Consider the following 16,324-nt stretch of genomic DNA (forward strand, 5'->3'; position numbering starts at 1 on the left):
GGATGGGCGGTGTCGGCACCGCCCATGTCGGATTAAGCTATCTTCCTGCCCTGCGCCAATTTCTCTACCAGCGGCGCCATAATCAACTCCATCGCCAGCCCCATTTTCCCTCCCGGCACCACCAGCGTGTTGATGTGGGAAATAAACGATCCCTGCAACATTGCTAGCAAATACGGGAAGTCGATATCGTCGAGTCCGCGGAAGTGAATGACCACGAAGCTTTCATCGAGGGAAGGGATCGCGCGGGCGGCAAATGGATTTGAGGTGTCCACCGTGGGTACGCGCTGGAAGTTAATGTGGGTGCGGGAGAACTGCGGCGTAATGAAGTTGATGTAGTCTTCCATCGATCGCACAACCGAGTCCATCACCGCCTCGCGTGAATGCCCGCGTTCGCCGGTGTCCCGCACCAGCTTTTGGATCCACTCCAGGTTGACGATAGGCACCACGCCAACCAGCAAATCGACGCAATCGGCCACGCTGTGTTGCGGCGTAACAACCCCGCCGTGTAGCCCTTCATAAAACAACACATCGGTTGGCTCCGGCAGCGGCTGCCACGGGGTAAACGTTCCCGGCACCTGATTCCACGGCACGGCTTCGTCGTAGGTATGCAGGTATTTACGGGATTGGCCTTTGCCGCTCTGGCCATATTCGATAAAGGTTTGCTCCAGCAGCCCAAAGTCGTTGGCTTCTGGCCCGAAGTAGCTGATATGGCGGCCTGAATCACGGGCTTTGCGAATCGCCATATCCATTTCAGGGCGGGTATAGCGATGAAAGCTGTCGCCTTCCAGTTCCGCGGCGCGCAGGCCGAGCTGCTGGAATATCTTACGAAAGGCGAGGCTGGTGGTGGTGGTTCCGGCACCGCTGGAACCTGTTACCGCAATAACCGGGTGTTTGGCTGACATAGGGCTACAACTCCATGGGTAATCAGAAAGGGAGCCTGCATCTGATAGTTATACTTTTTGGAAAGTATAGATTACCCCAGAGGGTCGCAGTTAGCCCCGAAGCTGGCCGCGCGGCATAATATTGACCGTTTCATGGAGTTCAGACCAGACCAGCACGGCTTCGCCGCTCTGCAATTGACGCTTCACGTCGGCGACTTTTTGCGTCAGCGATCGCTCCTGCTCACCATAATCCGTGCCTTCGCGTAATACAAAAGATTCGATCAGGTTATCGAGAGTTTCCGGGTCCAGCTCTTGCCAGGGAAGAATCATTTCAGTTGTCCAGGTAGCGGGTTAGCCAGTCGGGAATACGCTGTTCCAGCCACATTTGCGGGCGCAGCAGCGTGCCGCCGACAAAGCCAACGTGGCCGCCGTAGGTGGTGAGCTGGTATTGGATGTTTGCCGGTAGCGATTCGCGGTCGGGGATGACGTGATGATCCATAAAGGGATCGTCTTTGGCGTGAATAATGAGGGTCGGGCTGGCGATGTCCGGCAGAAGCGGCATGGCGCTACACTGGCGGTAATAGTCCAGCGCGTCGGCAAAACCGTGGATCTTTGAGGTAATTAAATCATCAAATTCGCGTATCCGGCGCAGGCTTTTTAGCTTACGCAGGTCAATAGGCAGTGAGCCAGGGTAGCTTTTCAGCTTGCGCGCCGCGTTCTTCTTCAGCAGGTTCAACAGATAGTGCTGATAGAAGCGCGAGAAGCCTTGCTCCATGTGGTAGCAGCACTGCTCGAGCATCAGCGGGGCGGAAACCACTACGCCCGCTTTAAGCGTGCAGGCCGCCCCCTGTTTAGCCATCAGGCAGGCGAGCATATTGCCGCCGAGCGAGAAACCTACCGCCGCGGTCGGCACTTCACCATAGCGCTGATTCAGCCAGTCCAGGAAGTAGCTGCCATCTTCGGTTTCGCCGGAATGATAGATGCGTTCTTTGCGGTTAGGTACGCCGCTACAGCCGCGAAAATGCATCACTACGCCTAACCAGCCGCGTTTTTTAGCGGCCTCAATCATGCCGTGGGCATAAGGACTGTGCAGGCTTCCCTCCAGTCCGTGAAACACCACCAGGCGCGGCTTGTGTGCGGCTGCCTGCGGGTCTTCGCTCCACGCGAGATCGACAAAATCCCCGTCCGGCATGTCCAGACGCTGCCAGTGGGGTTTGAAATTGATCCGTCTGCGAATCAAACGTGGGATCATGGTTTGCAGATGCGGGTTACTCAGCCCGCGCATAGGGCGGAAATCGTCACCTTCATCATGATGAATATTCAATTCTAAAGGGCTTGTACTGGCCATATCACACTGTTAGTTTCGTTTAGTTCGCTAATTATTCTATCGGGTGTGGAGCGCCCACTTAATGGACTCAACGCTTTTTCTTTCGATGCTGGGCTTTCTCTGGGTCGCCGCTATTACACCTGGCCCTAATAATACGTTACTTACCGCATCCGGGGCGAATTACGGTTTCTTCCGCAGTCTGCCGCTGATGATAGGCATTATGCTGGGCATGCAGTGCATTTTAGTGCTGGTTGCCTTTGGGGTCGGCAGTTTGATCCTGCTGTATCCGGCTTTGCACCTTATCCTTAAGATTGCAGGGAGCGTTTACCTTTTGTGGCTGGCCTGGAAAATCGGCACCGCAAAATATGAGCGCCTGGAAACCGGTGCCGCGCCGCCTGCTCCTGTGCCGTTCTGGCAGGGCGGGCTGTTGCAGGTTATCAACCCCAAGGCCTGGTTAATGGCGCTCGGTGCGGTCGCCAGTTTTAGCCTTGCCGGTGCTGCTTACCTGCATTCGGTGGCGATGATAAGCGTCGGCATTGCGCTGGTGAACATCGTCGCAGGCGTTATCTGGATTGCCTTTGGCAGCTTGATAGGCCTGTTCCTGCGCAGCCGCCGCTCCTGGGCTATTTTCAACGTCAGCATGGGCGTATTAACCGCCGCCTGCGTGCTGCTTATCTGGCGTTGATGCTGCTAACCCTCTCCCGCCGGGAGAGGGTTAATCTTAACTGTTACTCGCCCTGTAGCATCTGCTCGAGCTGTTCCTGAGCATCCAGCCATTCCATCTCGCACTCTTCCAGCGCCGATTTCACTTTTGCCTGCGTTTGCAAACAGTCGTTCATTTCAGCTTTGCGGCTTTGCTCGTAAATCGCGCTGTCCGCCAGTTTCTCTTCTACCTCAGCAAGCTGGGCGTTGAGCTTTTCCATCTGTTTTTCTAGCTGGGTAATTTGCTTGCGCAGCGGCTGGGTCTGGGTGCGAAGCTCTGCCTCGCGGCGCTTCTGATCTTTACGCGCCTGAGCGCTGTTGGCGTTGTCTTTTGCCGCGTCCGCAGGCTGATTTTCCTGTTTTTGCAGGTCGCTCAGCCATTGCTGATAATCTTCCAGGTCGCCGTCGAAGGCTTCAACTTTACCATCGTGAACCAGATAGAGGTCATCGGTGGTGGAGCGCAGCAGGTGGCGGTCGTGCGAAACCACAACCAGAGCGCCTTCGAAGTCGATCAGCGCTTCGGTCAGCGCCTGACGCATATCGAGGTCGAGGTGGTTAGTCGGTTCATCGAGCAGCAGCAGGTTAGGGCGCTGCCAGACAACCAGAGCCAGTACCAGACGCGCTTTTTCGCCGCCGGAAAAACGTGCCGTCACCTCGGTAACTTTGTCGCCCTGGAAGCCAAAGCCGCCAAGGTAGTCGCGCAGTTGCTGCTCCAGCTCGCGAGGAGCCAGGCGAGCAAGGTGCTGAAGCGGTGATTCGTCGGCCCGCAGATACTCAAGCTGGTGCTGGGCGAAGTAGCCAAGCTTGATGCCCTTCGCCAGGCCAATTTCACCCTGCAATGGCTCAAGCTCACCGGCCAGCAGCTTGATAAGCGTAGATTTCCCCGCGCCGTTACGGCCGAGAAGGCCGATACGAGAGCCGGGCACCAGGTTGAGCTTTATCGAGTTGAGGATAATGCGCTCGCCGTAACCGGCGCTCACTTTTTCCATTCTCAACAGCGGGTTCGGCAGGTTCTCCGGGGCGCGGAAGCTAAACTGGAACGGGTTATCGACGTGCGCAGGGGCAATCAGCTCCATGCGTTCCAGCATTTTCACGCGGCTTTGAGCCTGCTTGGCCTTGGACGCTTTAGCTTTAAAGCGGTCGATAAAGCTTTGCAGGTGCGCAACCTTCAACTGCTGGCTTTCATACATCGACTGCTGCTGAGACAGGCGCGTGGCGCGCTGGATCTCGAACGAAGAGTAGTTGCCGGTGTACTCGAACATGCTCTGCTGTTCGATATGGATAATTTTGTCCACCACCGGGTCAAGGAAATCGCGGTCGTGGGAGATAAGGATCAGCGTGCCCTGGTAGCTCTTCAGCCAGCGCTCGAGCCAGATTACCGCGTCTAAGTCGAGGTGGTTGGTTGGTTCATCGAGCAGCAGCAGGTCAGAGCGGCAAATCAGCGCCTGGGCCAGGTTAAGGCGCATGCGCCAGCCGCCCGAAAAGTCGCTGACCGGGCGTTCCAACTGCTCATTGCTGAAGCCCAGGCCGTGCAGCAGGCTGGAGGCGCGGGAGCGAATAGTCCACGCATCTACCGCATCCAGCTTGCCGTGAACCAGCGCTATGGCGTGGCCGTCGTTGCGCTCGTTGGCCTGCGCCAGCTCGGCTTCCAGCTTGCGGAATTCACGGTCGCCGTCGATGACATACTCAATGGCGGGCATGGCAAGAGCGGGCGTTTCCTGGTTAACCCAGGCGAGCTGCCAGTTGCCGGGGAAGCTTGCGCTACCGCCGTCGGCGCTTATCTCGTTTTTTAATAACGCCAGCAGCGTGGATTTTCCGCAGCCGTTTTTACCCACCAGGCCGACTTTCTGCCCTGGGTTGATGGTGGCGGTGGCGTTATCCAGCAGAACGCGGGTGCCGCGACGAATTTGTAACGAGGAGAAAACAATCATAAAGCGCCGTATGTTCAGAGTATGTTAAATTGTCATTGTAATTCGTTAACATGTCGCCTCGGCAACAGGTCGGGCTGCATGGTAGCCCAAAATAATGACTATGACGACGCCCTGGAGGGTAATGATGTCGCAGCCGCCGAAAGTTTTGCTGCTATATACCCATCCGGAATCCCAGGACTCGGTTGCCAACCGGGTTTTGCTCAAACCGGCTCTGCAGCTTGCAAATGTTACCGTGCACGATCTTTACGCGCACTATCCCGATTTTTTTATCGACATTTATCACGAACAGTCATTGCTGCTGGAGCACGATGTCATTGTTTTTCAACACCCTCTCTACACCTATAGTTGCCCTGCGTTACTGAAAGAGTGGATGGATCGCGTTCTGAGCCGCGATTTTGCCAGCGGAGTGGGGGGCAATGCGCTGGCGGGAAAGTACTGGCGCAGCGTGATAACGACCGGTGAGCCGGAAGGTGCCTACCGCTACGATGGCTATAACCGCTTTCCGCTGACTGAAATTTTGCGCCCTTTTGAGCTGACTGCCGCGATGTGCAAAATGCACTGGATGACGCCTATCGTCGTTTACTGGGCTCGCCGCCAGTCTAAGCAGGAGCTGGAAAACCATGCAAAAGCCTATGGCGAATGGCTGGCGAATCCGCTGCCGATGGGAGGCCGCTAATGGAAGGTTCTGATTTATTGTTAGCCGGCGTGCTGTTTCTGTTTGCGGCGGTGGTGGCGGTGCCGATTGCGGCCCGCCTCGGCATTGGCGCGGTGCTGGGCTATTTGCTGGCCGGGATAGCGATTGGCCCATGGGGCCTGGGTTTTATCAGCGACGTCGATGAAATCCTGCACTTCTCCGAGCTTGGCGTTGTGTTTCTGATGTTTATCATCGGCCTTGAACTGAATCCCTCTAAGCTGTGGCAGCTCAGGCGTTCGATATTCGGCGTCGGCGCGGCACAGGTTATTTTAAGTGCCGTGGTGCTGGGCGGCCTGCTGATGCTGACGGATTTCTCCTGGCAGGCGGCGGTCATCGGCGGGATTGGTCTCGCTATGTCCTCTACGGCAATGGCGCTGCAGCTGATGCGCGACAAGGGCATGAACCGCAATGAGTCCGGGCAGCTGGGTTTTTCGGTGTTGTTATTCCAGGATCTCGCGGTTATTCCGGCGCTGGCGTTGGTGCCTTTGCTGGCGGGAAATGGCGATAATCATACCGACTGGATTAAAGTCGGGCTCAAGGCGCTGGCGTTTATCGGCATGTTGCTCGGCGGACGTTACCTGCTGCGCCCGGTGTTTCGCTTTATCGCTAGCTCCGGCGTGCGCGAAGTGTTTACCGCCGCGTCGCTGTTATTGGTGCTTGGCTCGGCGCTATTTATGGACGCGCTCGGTTTCTCAATGGCTCTGGGGACGTTTCTGGCTGGCGTACTACTGGCGGAAAGCGAGTATCGCCACGAGCTCGAAATCGCTATCGATCCCTTTAAAGGGCTGCTGCTGGGACTGTTCTTTATCTCGGTGGGCATGGCCCTGAATCTTGGCGTGTTGTTTACCCATCTGCTGTGGATAGCGGTTAGCGTGCTGGGGCTGGTGGCGGTGAAGGCTTCCATTTTGTACGGCCTGTCACGCGTCTACGGCCTGCGTAGCTCTGAGCGGCTCCAGTTTGCTGGCGTGCTGAGCCAGGGCGGGGAGTTTGCCTTCGTGCTGTTTTCCGCCGCGGCCTCGCAAAAGCTTTTTCAGGGCGAGCAAATGCCGCTCCTGCTGGTGACTGTTACGCTGTCGATGATGACCACGCCGCTGTTGATGAAAGGCGTGGATGCCATTCTGGCCCGGCGCTTTAATAGCGGCGAAGAGACGGATGAAGCCCCTTATGTGGAAGACGATCAGCCGCAGGTCATTATTGTTGGTTTCGGGCGTTTCGGGCAGGTTATTGGCCGTTTGCTGATGGCCAATAAAATGCGCATTACGGTGCTGGAACGCGACATAAGTGCGGTAAGCCTGATGCGCAAATACGGCTATAAAGTCTATTACGGCGACGCGACTGAGCTGGAACTGCTGCGTTCGGCTGGCGCAGAGGCGGCAAAATCCATCGTCATCACCTGTAACGAGCCGGAAGATACGATGCGGATTGTGCATCTCTGTCAACAGCACTTTCCACATCTGGCCATTCTGGCCCGCGCTCGCGGGCGCGTTGAGGCGCACGAATTGCTCCAGGCCGGGGTTAAACTGTTCTCGCGTGAAACCTTCTCCAGCGCCCTTGAACTTGGGCGTAAGGCGCTGTTAACTCTGGGTATGCATCCGCATCAGGCGCACCGTGCTCAGCTGCACTTCCGCCGTCTGGATATGCGCATGCTGCGCGAGCTGATGCCCATCCATACCGACACTGCGCAGATTTCCAGGGTGCGTGAAGCCCGCCGCGAACTGGAGGAGATTTTTGAGCGAGAAATGCAGCAAGAACGGCGCCAGCTGGACGGCTGGGATGAATTTGAATAGTAAGCCAGCCCGTTGAAGAAATACCTACGATAGAGATTTGATCGGCGGAAGCAAGAAATAAACCAGGAAAATCAATTTATTGATTTTCGCCAGATAACCAAAAAGAGGGAAAAACCACGCTTTTTCCCTCTTTTTCAGAACATCAGGTGAAGCCAATGTCAGTGCGTAAACGTTTTATTGCCGGAGCAGTTTGCCCCAAGTGCCAGGCTAAGGATTCTCTCGCCCTGTGGCGCGAGAACAATGTTGATATCGTTGAATGTGTTAAGTGCGGCCACCAGATGCGCGAGGCGGATAAGCAGGTTCGCGAGCACGTTCGCGAACAGGAACAAGTGATAGGGATTTTTCATCCTGACTAGCGGGATGAGGCAGCTTTTTTTAAGCTAGAGGGTACAGCGGCGCAGATTTCCGTTACAATCTGCGCCAGTTTTTTCCCCACGCTCGTTCAGGAGATATCATGAAAGTAGCAAAAGACCTGGTGGTCAGCCTGGCTTATCAGGTACGTACAGAAGACGGTGTGTTGGTCGATGAGTCTCCGGTGAGCGCGCCGCTGGACTACCTGCACGGCCACGGCTCCCTGATTTCTGGCCTGGAAACAGCGCTGGACGGTCACGAAGTTGGCGACAAATTTGACGTTGAAGTGGGCGCAAACGACGCTTACGGCCAGTATGACGAAAACCTGGTGCAGCGCGTACCGAAAGACGTCTTCATGGGCGTTGACGAACTGCAAGTTGGTATGCGCTTCATGGCGGAAACCGATCAGGGCCCGGTGCCGGTAGAAATCACCGAAGTGGAAGACGAGCATGTAGTGGTTGACGGTAACCACATGCTGGCTGGTCAGAACCTGAAATTCAACGTTGAAGTTGTGGCGATCCGCGAAGCGACCGAAGAAGAGCTGGCTCACGGCCACGTTCACGGCGAACACGACCATCACCATGACCACGATCACGACGGCTGCTGCGGCGGTCACGGCCACGATCACGACCATGACCATGAGCACGGTAAAGGTGGTTGCGGTAACGGCGGGTGCGGCTGCCACTAATTGCAGCAAAAGAAAAAAGCGGTGATGCCAATCACCGCTTTTTTTATGCCCGCAATTCAGTAATGCGGCGGCGGCGTTTCTTCCGCCTCAGAAGCAACCATTGACGGCTGGCTGGCCTTTAGCTTTTCAACCAGCAGACGGAAATGCTCGCGTAGTTTGGCCATCTCAAGTTCGTGCGCCGTGACGGTCTGGTTCAACTCTTCAATCGTTATCTCCTGAAACGCGAGACGACTTTCGAGCTCTTCCAGCCGCTGTTCGGTGGATTTAGTGTGCATGGCGATTCCTCTTTCTGCCTGCTCGATGGACAAGATGCGGCGATTTTACTGAAAATGACTCAGCTTTACAGCGCAGATGCACGCGGAAGGAAACTTCTTTAAACAAAAAGAATCTGAATTTGACTCGATAACGTACTGAGAGATTGTGTAGATTTCTTTCACGACGTTATAGTACGTCACTTAGTTTATTTGAAACCCTGGGGTGAGAGGCCCCGGCCCTGGAGAAATGGATGAAATCATTATTTAAAGTAACGCTTCTGGCGACCACGATGGCCGTTGTCCTTAATGCTCCTGCGTTTGCTGCTCCGGCTGCCGCAAAGGATGCCGCTCCTGCCGCCGCTCAGGCCGACAGCAAAGCCGCCTTTAAGAACGATGACCAGAAAGCAGCCTACGCACTGGGCGCATCGCTTGGCCGTTACATGGAAAACTCCCTTAAAGAGCAGGAAAAACTGGGCATCACCCTGGATAAAGCTCAGCTGATCGCAGGCGTGCAGGACGCGTTTGCCGACAAGAGCAAACTCTCTGACCAGGAAATTGAGAAAACCCTGCAGGCGTTTGAAACCCGCGTAAAAGCCTCCGCTCAGGAGAAGATGGAAAAAGACGCTAAAGAAAATGCGGACAAAGGCAAAGCCTACCGCGACACTTTCGCTAAACAGAAAGGCGTGAAAACCTCTTCTACCGGCCTGCTGTACAAAGTAGAGAAAGAAGGCACCGGCGATGCGCCGAAAGATACCGATACCGTGGTAGTAAACTACAAAGGTACGCTTATCGACGGTAAAGAGTTCGACAACTCCTATACCCGCGGCGAGCCGCTTTCCTTCCGTCTTGACGGTGTTATCCCTGGCTGGACCGAAGGCCTGAAAAACATCAAGAAAGGTGGCAAAATCGAGCTGGTTATCCCACCGGAGCTGGCTTACGGTAAAACCGGCGTTCCGGGCATTCCGGCTAACTCTACGCTGGTGTTCGAAGTTGAACTGCTGGACATCAAACAGGCACCAAAAGCTGACGCTAAGCCTGATGCAGCAGCGGCCGCCAAAGCCGGCGACGCAGCAAAAAGCAAATAATTTGCTGACCGTCTCCACCGCCGCCCTCCGGGGCGGCGGTTTTGTTTTCAGGCTCCCACTTCGGCCATCTGACCCATCCAGGCTAGAATAAAGACTGGAAAGCACGTCTGACGTTGTATTACCTTAGCGGGCAGCGTTTCAACCGAGTATGAGTCTGCCCTGACACCAATAAAGCGCGACAGGCTCTCATTAGAGGGTGGTATTTTTACATGTCCAATTCGCTTTTAACCAACGAAACCAGTGAACTCGATTTACTGGACCAGCGTCCTTTTGAGCAAACCGACTTCGAAATCTTAAAATCCTATGAAGCGGTGGTGGACGGGTTAGCGATGCTGATTGGTTCACATTGCGAAATCGTTCTGCATTCTCTGCAGGATCTGAAATGCTCGGCAATTCGTATTGCCAACGGTGAGCATACCGGGCGAAAAATCGGCTCGCCGATTACCGACCTGGCGCTGCGTATGCTGCACGATATGACCGGCGCCGACAGCAGCGTGTCCAGATGTTACTTTACCCGCGCCAAAAGCGGAGTGCTGATGAAGTCGGTGACGATTGCTATCCGCAACCGTGACCAGCGCGTGATTGGCCTGCTGTGTATCAACATGAACCTCGATGTTCCGTTCTCCCAGATTATGTCGACCTTCATTCCGCCTGAGACTCAGGACCAGGAAGTGCCGTCTTCGGTTAACTTCGCCTCTTCCGTTGAAGACCTTGTGATGCAAACCCTTGAGTTCACTATTGAAGAAGTGAACGCCGATCGCAACGTGTCAAATAACGCGAAAAATCGCCAGATAGTTCTGAATCTGTACGAGAAGGGCATCTTCGATATCAAAGATGCAATTAACCAGGTGGCAGATCGCCTGAACATCTCCAAGCACACGGTTTATCTCTACATTCGTCAGTTCAAAAATGGCGATTTCCTCGGCCAGGACAAGTAATGCGGTTTGCGTTAATGGTTACCGGCCCCGCTTACGGTACGCAGCAGGCGAGCAGCGCGCTGCTGTTTGCCCGTGCGCTGTTGGCGGAAGGGCATACGCTGGAGAGTATTTTTTTCTATCGCGAAGGTATTTATAACGCGAACCAGCTAACTTCTCCGGCCAGCGATGAAGTTGACCTGGTGCGCGAGTGGCAGGCGCTGAACCTGCAGCATGGCGTAGCGCTGCATATCTGTGTTGCGGCGGCGCTGCGCCGCGGAGTGACGGATGAAGAGCAGGCGAAGTCGCTGGGGCTAAGCGGTAATAATCTTCAGCCCGGTTTTACGCTGAGCGGCCTCGGCGCGCTGGCGGAAGCCGCGCTCACCTGCGAAAGAATGGTGCAATTCTGATGAAGCGTGTCGCATTTGTTTTTCGCACGGCGCCGCACGGCAGTACGGCCGGTCGTGAAGGTTTAGATGCGCTGCTGGCTACCTCCGCGCTTTCGGAGGATATCGGCGTGTTCTTTATCGGCGATGGCGTTTTGCAACTGTTGCCGGGCCAGCAGCCTGCGAAGGTGCTGGGGCGGGATTACATTGCTACTTTCCGTGTTCTGCCGCTTTACGATATCGAGCAATGCTTTCTGTGCGCAGACTCTCTGTGCGAGCGCGGCTTGTCGACCGAGTCGCCGTGGGTTATCGAAGCTGAACCGCTGGCGTCCGATGTTTTGCGCGAAAAGCTGAACCAGTTCGATGTGGTATTAACTTTCTGAGGCGCCCATGCTCCATACCCTACGTCACTCGCCGTTTCAGTGCGATCTAGCTGAAATATTGCGCTTTATGCAGCCCGGAGATGACCTGTTGCTGATTGAGGACGGCGTGATTGCCGCGCTCGGTAACAGCAGAGCGCTTGAATTACTGCTTTGCGCCCCCATCTCTGTAAGCGCTCTGCAGGAAGATATCGAGGCTCGTGGCCTGATTGCTCAAATTTCATCCAAAGTTGAGTGTGTCAGCTATACTGATTTCGTCAGATTAGCGGTAAAACACGACCAGCAGTTCGCCTGGTGATGGCAGATTGTTGTATATTTCTTGACACCTTTTCGGCTCAGCCCTAAAATTCTGCGTCCTCATATTATATGAGGCCGTTTTATTACGTGTTTACGAAGCAAAAGCTAAAACCAGGAGCTATTTAATGGCAACAGTTAACCAGCTGGTTCGCAAACCACGCGCGCGCAAAGTTGCAAAAAGCAACGTGCCTGCGCTGGAAGCTTGCCCGCAGAAACGTGGTGTATGTACCCGTGTATATACCACCACTCCTAAGAAACCAAACTCCGCACTGCGTAAAGTTTGCCGTGTGCGTTTGACTAACGGTTTTGAAGTCACCTCCTACATCGGCGGTGAAGGTCACAACCTGCAGGAACACTCCGTGATCCTGATCCGTGGTGGTCGTGTAAAAGACTTGCCAGGTGTTCGTTACCACACCGTTCGTGGTGCGCTTGACTGCTCCGGCGTTAAAGACCGTAAGCAATCTCGCTCCAAGTATGGCGTGAAGCGTCCTAAGGCTTAATGGTTCTCCGTTAAGTAAGGCCAAACGTTTTAAATAAATGTCAAAATAAACTCTTTGAGTTTTGGACAATCCTGAATTAACAACGGAGTATTCCCATGCCACGTCGTCGCGTCATTGGTCAGCGTAAAATTCTGCCGGATCCTAAGTTCGGATCAGAACTGCTGGCCAAATTTGTAAATATCCTGATGGTAGATGGTAAGAAATCTACCGCAGAATCTATCGTTTATACCGCGCTGGAAACCCTGGCTCAGCGTTCTGGTAAAAACGAGCTGGAAGCATTCGAAGTCGCTCTGGACAACGTCCGTCCGACCGTCGAAGTTAAGTCCCGCCGCGTTGGTGGTTCTACTTATCAGGTTCCAGTTGAAGTTCGTCCGGTTCGTCGTAATGCCCTGGCAATGCGTTGGATCGTAGAAGCTGCTCGTAAACGCGGTGATAAATCCATGGCTCTGCGCCTGGCGAATGAACTGTCTGATGCTGCAGAAAACAAAGGTACTGCAGTTAAGAAACGTGAAGACGTTCACCGTATGGCAGAAGCCAACAAGGCGTTCGCTCACTACCGTTGGTAACAAATCCTTCGTAGTGTTAGTCCCAGAGCGGGTGCTTCATGTGAGCTGCCCGCTTTGGGTTACTTAACTTGAACGTCCCAGGATATAGAGGAATCAAATGGCTCGTACAACACCCATTGCACGCTACCGCAACATCGGTATCAGTGCACACATCGACGCCGGTAAAACCACTACTACCGAACGTATTCTGTTCTACACCGGTGTAAACCACAAAATCGGTGAAGTTCATGACGGCGCTGCAACCATGGACTGGATGGAGCAGGAGCAGGAGCGTGGTATTACCATTACCTCCGCTGCAACTACTGCATTCTGGTCTGGTATGGCCAAGCAGTATGAACCGCACCGCGTAAACATCATCGACACCCCAGGGCACGTTGACTTCACCATCGAAGTTGAACGTTCCATGCGTGTTCTTGACGGTGCAGTAATGGTTTACTGCGCAGTTGGTGGTGTTCAGCCACAGTCTGAAACCGTATGGCGTCAGGCTAACAAATACAAAGTTCCACGCATCGCGTTCGTTAACAAAATGGACCGTATGGGTGCAAACTTCCTGAAAGTTGTAGGCCAGATCAAATCCCGCCTGGGCGCGAACCCTGTTCCGCTTCAGCTGGCAATTGGTGCTGAAGAAGGTTTCACCGGCGTTATCGACCTGGTGAAAATGAAAGCCATCAACTGGAACGATGCAGATCAGGGCGTTACCTTCGAATACGAAGATATCCCGGCTGACATGCAGGACCTGGCTGACGAATGGCACCAGAACCTGATCGAGTCCGCTGCAGAAGCTTCTGAAGAGCTGATGGAAAAATACCTGGGCGGCGAAGAGCTGACCGAGGAAGAAATCAAGACTGCTCTGCGTCAGCGCGTTCTGAACAACGAAATCATCCTGGTTACCTGTGGTTCTGCATTTAAGAACAAAGGTGTTCAGGCGATGCTGGATGCGGTAATTGATTACCTGCCAGCACCAACTGACGTACCTGCTATCAACGGTATGTTGGACGACGGCAAAGACACTCCATCTGAGCGTCACGCTAGCGACGAAGAGCCATTTGCTGCTCTGGCATTCAAAATCGCTACCGACCCGTTCGTAGGTAACCTGACGTTCTTCCGCGTGTACTCTGGCGTGGTTAACTCCGGTGATACCGTATACAACCCGGTTAAATCGGCTCGTGAGCGTTTCGGTCGTATCGTTCAGATGCACGCTAACAAACGTGAAGAGATCAAAGAAGTTCGCGCGGGCGACATTGCTGCGGCAATCGGCCTGAAAGACGTGACCACAGGTGATACCATCTGTGATCCGGACAACGTGATCATTCTGGAGCGTATGGAATTCCCTGAACCGGTAATCTCCATCGCCGTTGAGCCGAAAACCAAAGCTGACCAGGAAAAAATGGGTCTGGCTCTGGGCCGTCTGGCTAAAGAAGACCCATCATTCCGCGTATGGACTGATGAAGAATCTAACCAGACCATCATCGCGGGTATGGGTGAGCTGCACCTCGACATCATCGTTGACCGTATGAAGCGTGAGTTCAACGTTGAAGCGAACGTCGGTAAACCACAGGTTGCTTACCGTGAAGCGATTCGCGCGAAAGTTACCGATATCGAAGGTAAACACGCCAAGCAGTCTGGTGGTCGTGGTCAGTACGGTCATGTTGTTATCGACATGTACCCACTGGAGCCGGGCTCTAACCCTAAAGGTTACGAGTTCATCAACGACATCAAAGGTGGTGTGATTCCTGGCGAATACATCCCTGCTGTTGATAAAGGCATCCAGGAGCAGCTGAAATCTGGTCCTCTGGCGGGCTACCCGGTAGTCGATCTCGGCGTGCGTCTGCACTTCGGTTCTTACCACGACGTTGACTCCTCCGAGCTGGCGTTTAAACTGGCCGCTTCTATTGCCTTCAAAGATGGCTTTAAGAAAGCTAAACCAGTTCTGCTTGAGCCTATCATGAAGGTTGAAGTTGAGACTCCGGAAGAGAACACTGGTGACGTTATCGGTGACCTTAGCCGTCGTCGTGGTCAGCTGAAAGGCCAGGAATCTAACGCTACTGGCGTACAGATTCATGCTGAAGTTCCGTTGTCTGAAATGTTCGGGTACGCAACTCAGCTGCGTTCTCTGACCAAAGGTCGTGCATCTTACTCCATGGAATTCCTGAAGTATGATGACGCACCTAACAACGTTGCTCAGGCCGTAATCGAAGCTCGTGGCAAATAAGCCAACGCTTTTAACACAATGATCCCGTGCTCTCTCCACGAGGGGCGAGCACAATAGTAAGGAATATAGCCGTGTCTAAAGAAAAATTTGAACGTAAAAAACCGCACGTCAACGTTGGTACTATCGGCCACGTTGACCACGGTAAAACCACTCTGACTGCTGCAATCACTACCGTTCTGGCTAAAACCTACGGTGGTTCTGCTCGTGCATTCGACCAGATCGATAACGCACCAGAAGAAAAAGCTCGTGGTATCACCATCAACACTTCCCACGTTGAATATGACACCCCGACTCGCCACTACGCGCACGTTGACTGCCCAGGGCACGCCGACTACGTTAAAAACATGATCACCGGTGCTGCTCAGATGGACGGCGCTATCCTGGTTGTTGCTGCGACTGATGGCCCAATGCCACAGACCCGTGAGCACATCCTGCTGGGTCGTCAGGTTGGCGTTCCGTACATCATCGTGTTCCTGAACAAATGCGACATGGTTGATGACGAAGAGCTGCTGGAACTGGTAGAAATGGAAGTTCGTGAACTTCTGTCCCAGTACGACTTCCCGGGCGACGATACTCCAATCGTTCGTGGTTCTGCTCTGAAAGCGCTGGAAGGCGAAGCAGAGTGGGAAGCTAAAATCGTTGAGCTGGCTGGCTACCTGGATTCTTACATCCCTGAGCCAGAGCGTGCTATCGATAAGCCGTTCCTGCTGCCAATCGAAGACGTATTCTCCATCTCCGGCCGTGGTACTGTTGTTACCGGTCGTGTAGAGCGCGGTATCATCAAAGTTGGTGAAGAAGTTGAAATCGTTGGTATCAAAGATACTGCGAAATCTACCTGTACCGGCGTTGAAATGTTCCGCAAACTGCTGGACGAAGGCCGTGCTGGTGAGAACGTTGGTGTTCTGCTGCGTGGTATCAAACGTGAAGAAATCGAACGTGGTCAGGTACTGGCTAAGCCAGGCTCTATCAAGCCACACACCAAGTTCGAATCTGAAGTGTACATCCTGTCCAAAGACGAAGGCGGCCGTCATACTCCGTTCTTCAAAGGCTACCGTCCACAGTTCTACTTCCGTACAACTGACGTGACCGGCACCATCGAACTGCCAGAAGGCGTTGAGATGGTAATGCCTGGCGACAACATCAAAATGGTTGTTACCCTGATCCACCCAATCGCGATGGATGACGGTCTGCGTTTCGCAATCCGTGAAGGCGGCCGTACTGTTGGCGCGGGCGTTGTTGCTAAAGTTATCGCTTAATCGCGGATAATCTTTGACACAATGTGCAAGAAAAGGGCATCTTCGGATGCCCTTTTTTATGCTCTAAATATCCCCCTGAACTCCGTTCGTCCCTCGATTTGCATTTAGTCACT

19 protein-coding genes are annotated in these 16,324 nt (G+C 53.9%); 14 read left to right on the forward strand and 5 right to left on the reverse strand.

From position 1 onward, the window contains the following. Nucleotides 1–32 precede the first annotated feature (32 nt). From FOC35_RS10430 to FOC35_RS10440, 3 genes are all read right to left on the reverse strand, one after another. Entirely contained in the window at nucleotides 33–902 is an 870-nt protein-coding gene (locus tag FOC35_RS10430) for a phosphoribulokinase (RefSeq protein ID WP_016538488.1), read from the reverse strand. Between the two features lie 90 nt (nucleotides 903–992). Continuing rightward, complete coding sequence (locus tag FOC35_RS10435; RefSeq protein WP_016538487.1) at nucleotides 993–1,211, reverse strand: YheU family protein; 219 nt, start codon at nucleotides 1,209–1,211, stop codon at nucleotides 993–995. A gap of 1 nt (nucleotide 1,212) precedes the next feature. Continuing rightward, entirely contained in the window at nucleotides 1,213–2,229 is a 1,017-nt protein-coding gene (locus FOC35_RS10440) for a hydrolase (protein WP_016538486.1), read from the reverse strand. A gap of 61 nt (nucleotides 2,230–2,290) precedes the next feature. On the opposite strand from FOC35_RS10440, the gene FOC35_RS10445 reads away from it, so the two are divergent. After that, nucleotides 2,291–2,893 carry a LysE family translocator gene (locus FOC35_RS10445; protein ID WP_016538485.1) on the forward strand — a complete coding sequence of 201 codons (603 nt, stop codon included), beginning with the start codon at nucleotides 2,291–2,293 and terminating at the stop codon, nucleotides 2,891–2,893. 43 nt (nucleotides 2,894–2,936) lie between these two features. Here FOC35_RS10445 and FOC35_RS10450 read toward each other — a convergent pair whose 3' ends face one another. Next, nucleotides 2,937–4,841 carry an ABC transporter ATP-binding protein gene (locus FOC35_RS10450; RefSeq protein ID WP_172568874.1) on the reverse strand — a complete coding sequence of 635 codons (1,905 nt, stop codon included), beginning with the start codon at nucleotides 4,839–4,841 and terminating at the stop codon, nucleotides 2,937–2,939. A gap of 124 nt (nucleotides 4,842–4,965) precedes the next feature. Between FOC35_RS10450 and kefG the strand changes: the two genes are divergently transcribed. The 4 genes from kefG to slyD all read left to right on the forward strand — a co-directional run bounded on the left by kefG (nucleotide 4,966) and on the right by slyD (nucleotide 8,361). Continuing rightward, entirely contained in the window at nucleotides 4,966–5,517 is a 552-nt protein-coding gene (kefG, locus tag FOC35_RS10455) for a glutathione-regulated potassium-efflux system ancillary protein KefG (RefSeq protein WP_172570351.1), read from the forward strand. Beyond that, nucleotides 5,517–7,322, forward strand: a complete 1,806-nt coding sequence (kefB, locus tag FOC35_RS10460; protein ID WP_172568875.1) for a glutathione-regulated potassium-efflux system protein KefB — start codon at nucleotides 5,517–5,519, stop codon at nucleotides 7,320–7,322. The genes kefG and kefB overlap by 1 nt, the downstream gene beginning before the upstream one ends. Nucleotides 7,323–7,477: 155 nt before the next feature. Next, a complete protein-coding gene (locus FOC35_RS10465; protein ID WP_016538480.1) occupies nucleotides 7,478–7,678 on the forward strand; it encodes a YheV family putative zinc ribbon protein in 201 nt (66 codons plus the stop codon). Between the two features lie 98 nt (nucleotides 7,679–7,776). Beyond that, nucleotides 7,777–8,361: a peptidylprolyl isomerase gene (gene slyD / locus FOC35_RS10470; protein ID WP_039898893.1), complete on the forward strand. Its 585-nt coding sequence runs from the start codon at nucleotides 7,777–7,779 to the stop codon at nucleotides 8,359–8,361. 56 nt (nucleotides 8,362–8,417) lie between these two features. Here the strand turns inward: slyD and FOC35_RS10475 are convergent, their stop codons facing one another. Next, nucleotides 8,418–8,636, reverse strand: a complete 219-nt coding sequence (locus tag FOC35_RS10475; protein WP_039898891.1) for a protein SlyX — start codon at nucleotides 8,634–8,636, stop codon at nucleotides 8,418–8,420. Between the two features lie 230 nt (nucleotides 8,637–8,866). Here FOC35_RS10475 and fkpA point away from each other — a divergent pair, with 230 nt between their 5' ends. From fkpA to tuf, 9 genes are all read left to right on the forward strand, one after another. Next, nucleotides 8,867–9,700: an FKBP-type peptidyl-prolyl cis-trans isomerase gene (fkpA, locus tag FOC35_RS10480; protein WP_172568876.1), complete on the forward strand. Its 834-nt coding sequence runs from the start codon at nucleotides 8,867–8,869 to the stop codon at nucleotides 9,698–9,700. 209 nt (nucleotides 9,701–9,909) lie between these two features. Then, a complete protein-coding gene (locus FOC35_RS10485) occupies nucleotides 9,910–10,638 on the forward strand; it encodes a transcriptional regulator (protein ID WP_016538476.1) in 729 nt (242 codons plus the stop codon). Beyond that, nucleotides 10,638–11,024 (forward strand): sulfurtransferase complex subunit TusD, encoded by a 387-nt coding sequence (gene tusD / locus FOC35_RS10490; protein WP_172568877.1) that lies wholly within the window; start codon nucleotides 10,638–10,640, stop codon nucleotides 11,022–11,024. Before FOC35_RS10485 ends, tusD begins: the two co-directional genes overlap by 1 nt. Further along, entirely contained in the window at nucleotides 11,024–11,383 is a 360-nt protein-coding gene (tusC, locus tag FOC35_RS10495) for a sulfurtransferase complex subunit TusC (protein ID WP_016538474.1), read from the forward strand. The genes tusD and tusC overlap by 1 nt, the downstream gene beginning before the upstream one ends. A 7-nt stretch (nucleotides 11,384–11,390) precedes the next feature. Continuing rightward, on the forward strand, nucleotides 11,391–11,678 hold the full coding sequence (gene tusB, locus FOC35_RS10500; RefSeq protein ID WP_172568878.1) for a sulfurtransferase complex subunit TusB: 288 nt from the start codon (nucleotides 11,391–11,393) through the stop codon (nucleotides 11,676–11,678). 124 nt (nucleotides 11,679–11,802) lie between these two features. After that, on the forward strand, nucleotides 11,803–12,177 hold the full coding sequence (gene rpsL, locus FOC35_RS10505) for a 30S ribosomal protein S12 (RefSeq protein WP_003023654.1): 375 nt from the start codon (nucleotides 11,803–11,805) through the stop codon (nucleotides 12,175–12,177). 95 nt (nucleotides 12,178–12,272) lie between these two features. Beyond that, nucleotides 12,273–12,743: a 30S ribosomal protein S7 gene (gene rpsG, locus FOC35_RS10510; protein ID WP_008457106.1), complete on the forward strand. Its 471-nt coding sequence runs from the start codon at nucleotides 12,273–12,275 to the stop codon at nucleotides 12,741–12,743. Between the two features lie 97 nt (nucleotides 12,744–12,840). Beyond that, on the forward strand, nucleotides 12,841–14,955 hold the full coding sequence (gene fusA / locus FOC35_RS10515; RefSeq protein WP_154189066.1) for an elongation factor G: 2,115 nt from the start codon (nucleotides 12,841–12,843) through the stop codon (nucleotides 14,953–14,955). Nucleotides 14,956–15,026: 71 nt separating this feature from the next. Beyond that, a complete protein-coding gene (gene tuf / locus FOC35_RS10520; RefSeq protein WP_115586309.1) occupies nucleotides 15,027–16,211 on the forward strand; it encodes an elongation factor Tu in 1,185 nt (394 codons plus the stop codon). Nucleotides 16,212–16,324: the final 113 nt, after the last annotated feature.

The organism is Cedecea sp. FDAARGOS_727 (genome assembly GCF_012273235.1).
Classification (GTDB): Bacteria; Pseudomonadota; Gammaproteobacteria; order Enterobacterales; family Enterobacteriaceae; genus Cedecea; species Cedecea davisae.

Coding starts and splice junctions, on each gene's coding strand:
- FOC35_RS10430 (WP_016538488.1), bottom strand. CDS start 902: ATGTCAGCCAAACACCCGGTTATTGCGGTAACAGGTTCCAGCGGTGCC.
- FOC35_RS10435 (WP_016538487.1), bottom strand. CDS start 1,211: ATGATTCTTCCCTGGCAAGAGCTGGACCCGGAAACTCTCGATAACCTG.
- FOC35_RS10440 (WP_016538486.1), bottom strand. CDS start 2,229: ATGGCCAGTACAAGCCCTTTAGAATTGAATATTCATCATGATGAAGGT.
- FOC35_RS10445 (WP_016538485.1), top strand. CDS start 2,291: ATGGACTCAACGCTTTTTCTTTCGATGCTGGGCTTTCTCTGGGTCGCC.
- FOC35_RS10450 (WP_172568874.1), bottom strand. CDS start 4,841: ATGATTGTTTTCTCCTCGTTACAAATTCGTCGCGGCACCCGCGTTCTG.
- kefG (WP_172570351.1), top strand. CDS start 4,966: ATGTCGCAGCCGCCGAAAGTTTTGCTGCTATATACCCATCCGGAATCC.
- kefB (WP_172568875.1), top strand. CDS start 5,517: ATGGAAGGTTCTGATTTATTGTTAGCCGGCGTGCTGTTTCTGTTTGCG.
- FOC35_RS10465 (WP_016538480.1), top strand. CDS start 7,478: ATGTCAGTGCGTAAACGTTTTATTGCCGGAGCAGTTTGCCCCAAGTGC.
- slyD (WP_039898893.1), top strand. CDS start 7,777: ATGAAAGTAGCAAAAGACCTGGTGGTCAGCCTGGCTTATCAGGTACGT.
- FOC35_RS10475 (WP_039898891.1), bottom strand. CDS start 8,636: ATGCACACTAAATCCACCGAACAGCGGCTGGAAGAGCTCGAAAGTCGT.
- fkpA (WP_172568876.1), top strand. CDS start 8,867: ATGAAATCATTATTTAAAGTAACGCTTCTGGCGACCACGATGGCCGTT.
- FOC35_RS10485 (WP_016538476.1), top strand. CDS start 9,910: ATGTCCAATTCGCTTTTAACCAACGAAACCAGTGAACTCGATTTACTG.
- tusD (WP_172568877.1), top strand. CDS start 10,638: ATGCGGTTTGCGTTAATGGTTACCGGCCCCGCTTACGGTACGCAGCAG.
- tusC (WP_016538474.1), top strand. CDS start 11,024: ATGAAGCGTGTCGCATTTGTTTTTCGCACGGCGCCGCACGGCAGTACG.
- tusB (WP_172568878.1), top strand. CDS start 11,391: ATGCTCCATACCCTACGTCACTCGCCGTTTCAGTGCGATCTAGCTGAA.
- rpsL (WP_003023654.1), top strand. CDS start 11,803: ATGGCAACAGTTAACCAGCTGGTTCGCAAACCACGCGCGCGCAAAGTT.
- rpsG (WP_008457106.1), top strand. CDS start 12,273: ATGCCACGTCGTCGCGTCATTGGTCAGCGTAAAATTCTGCCGGATCCT.
- fusA (WP_154189066.1), top strand. CDS start 12,841: ATGGCTCGTACAACACCCATTGCACGCTACCGCAACATCGGTATCAGT.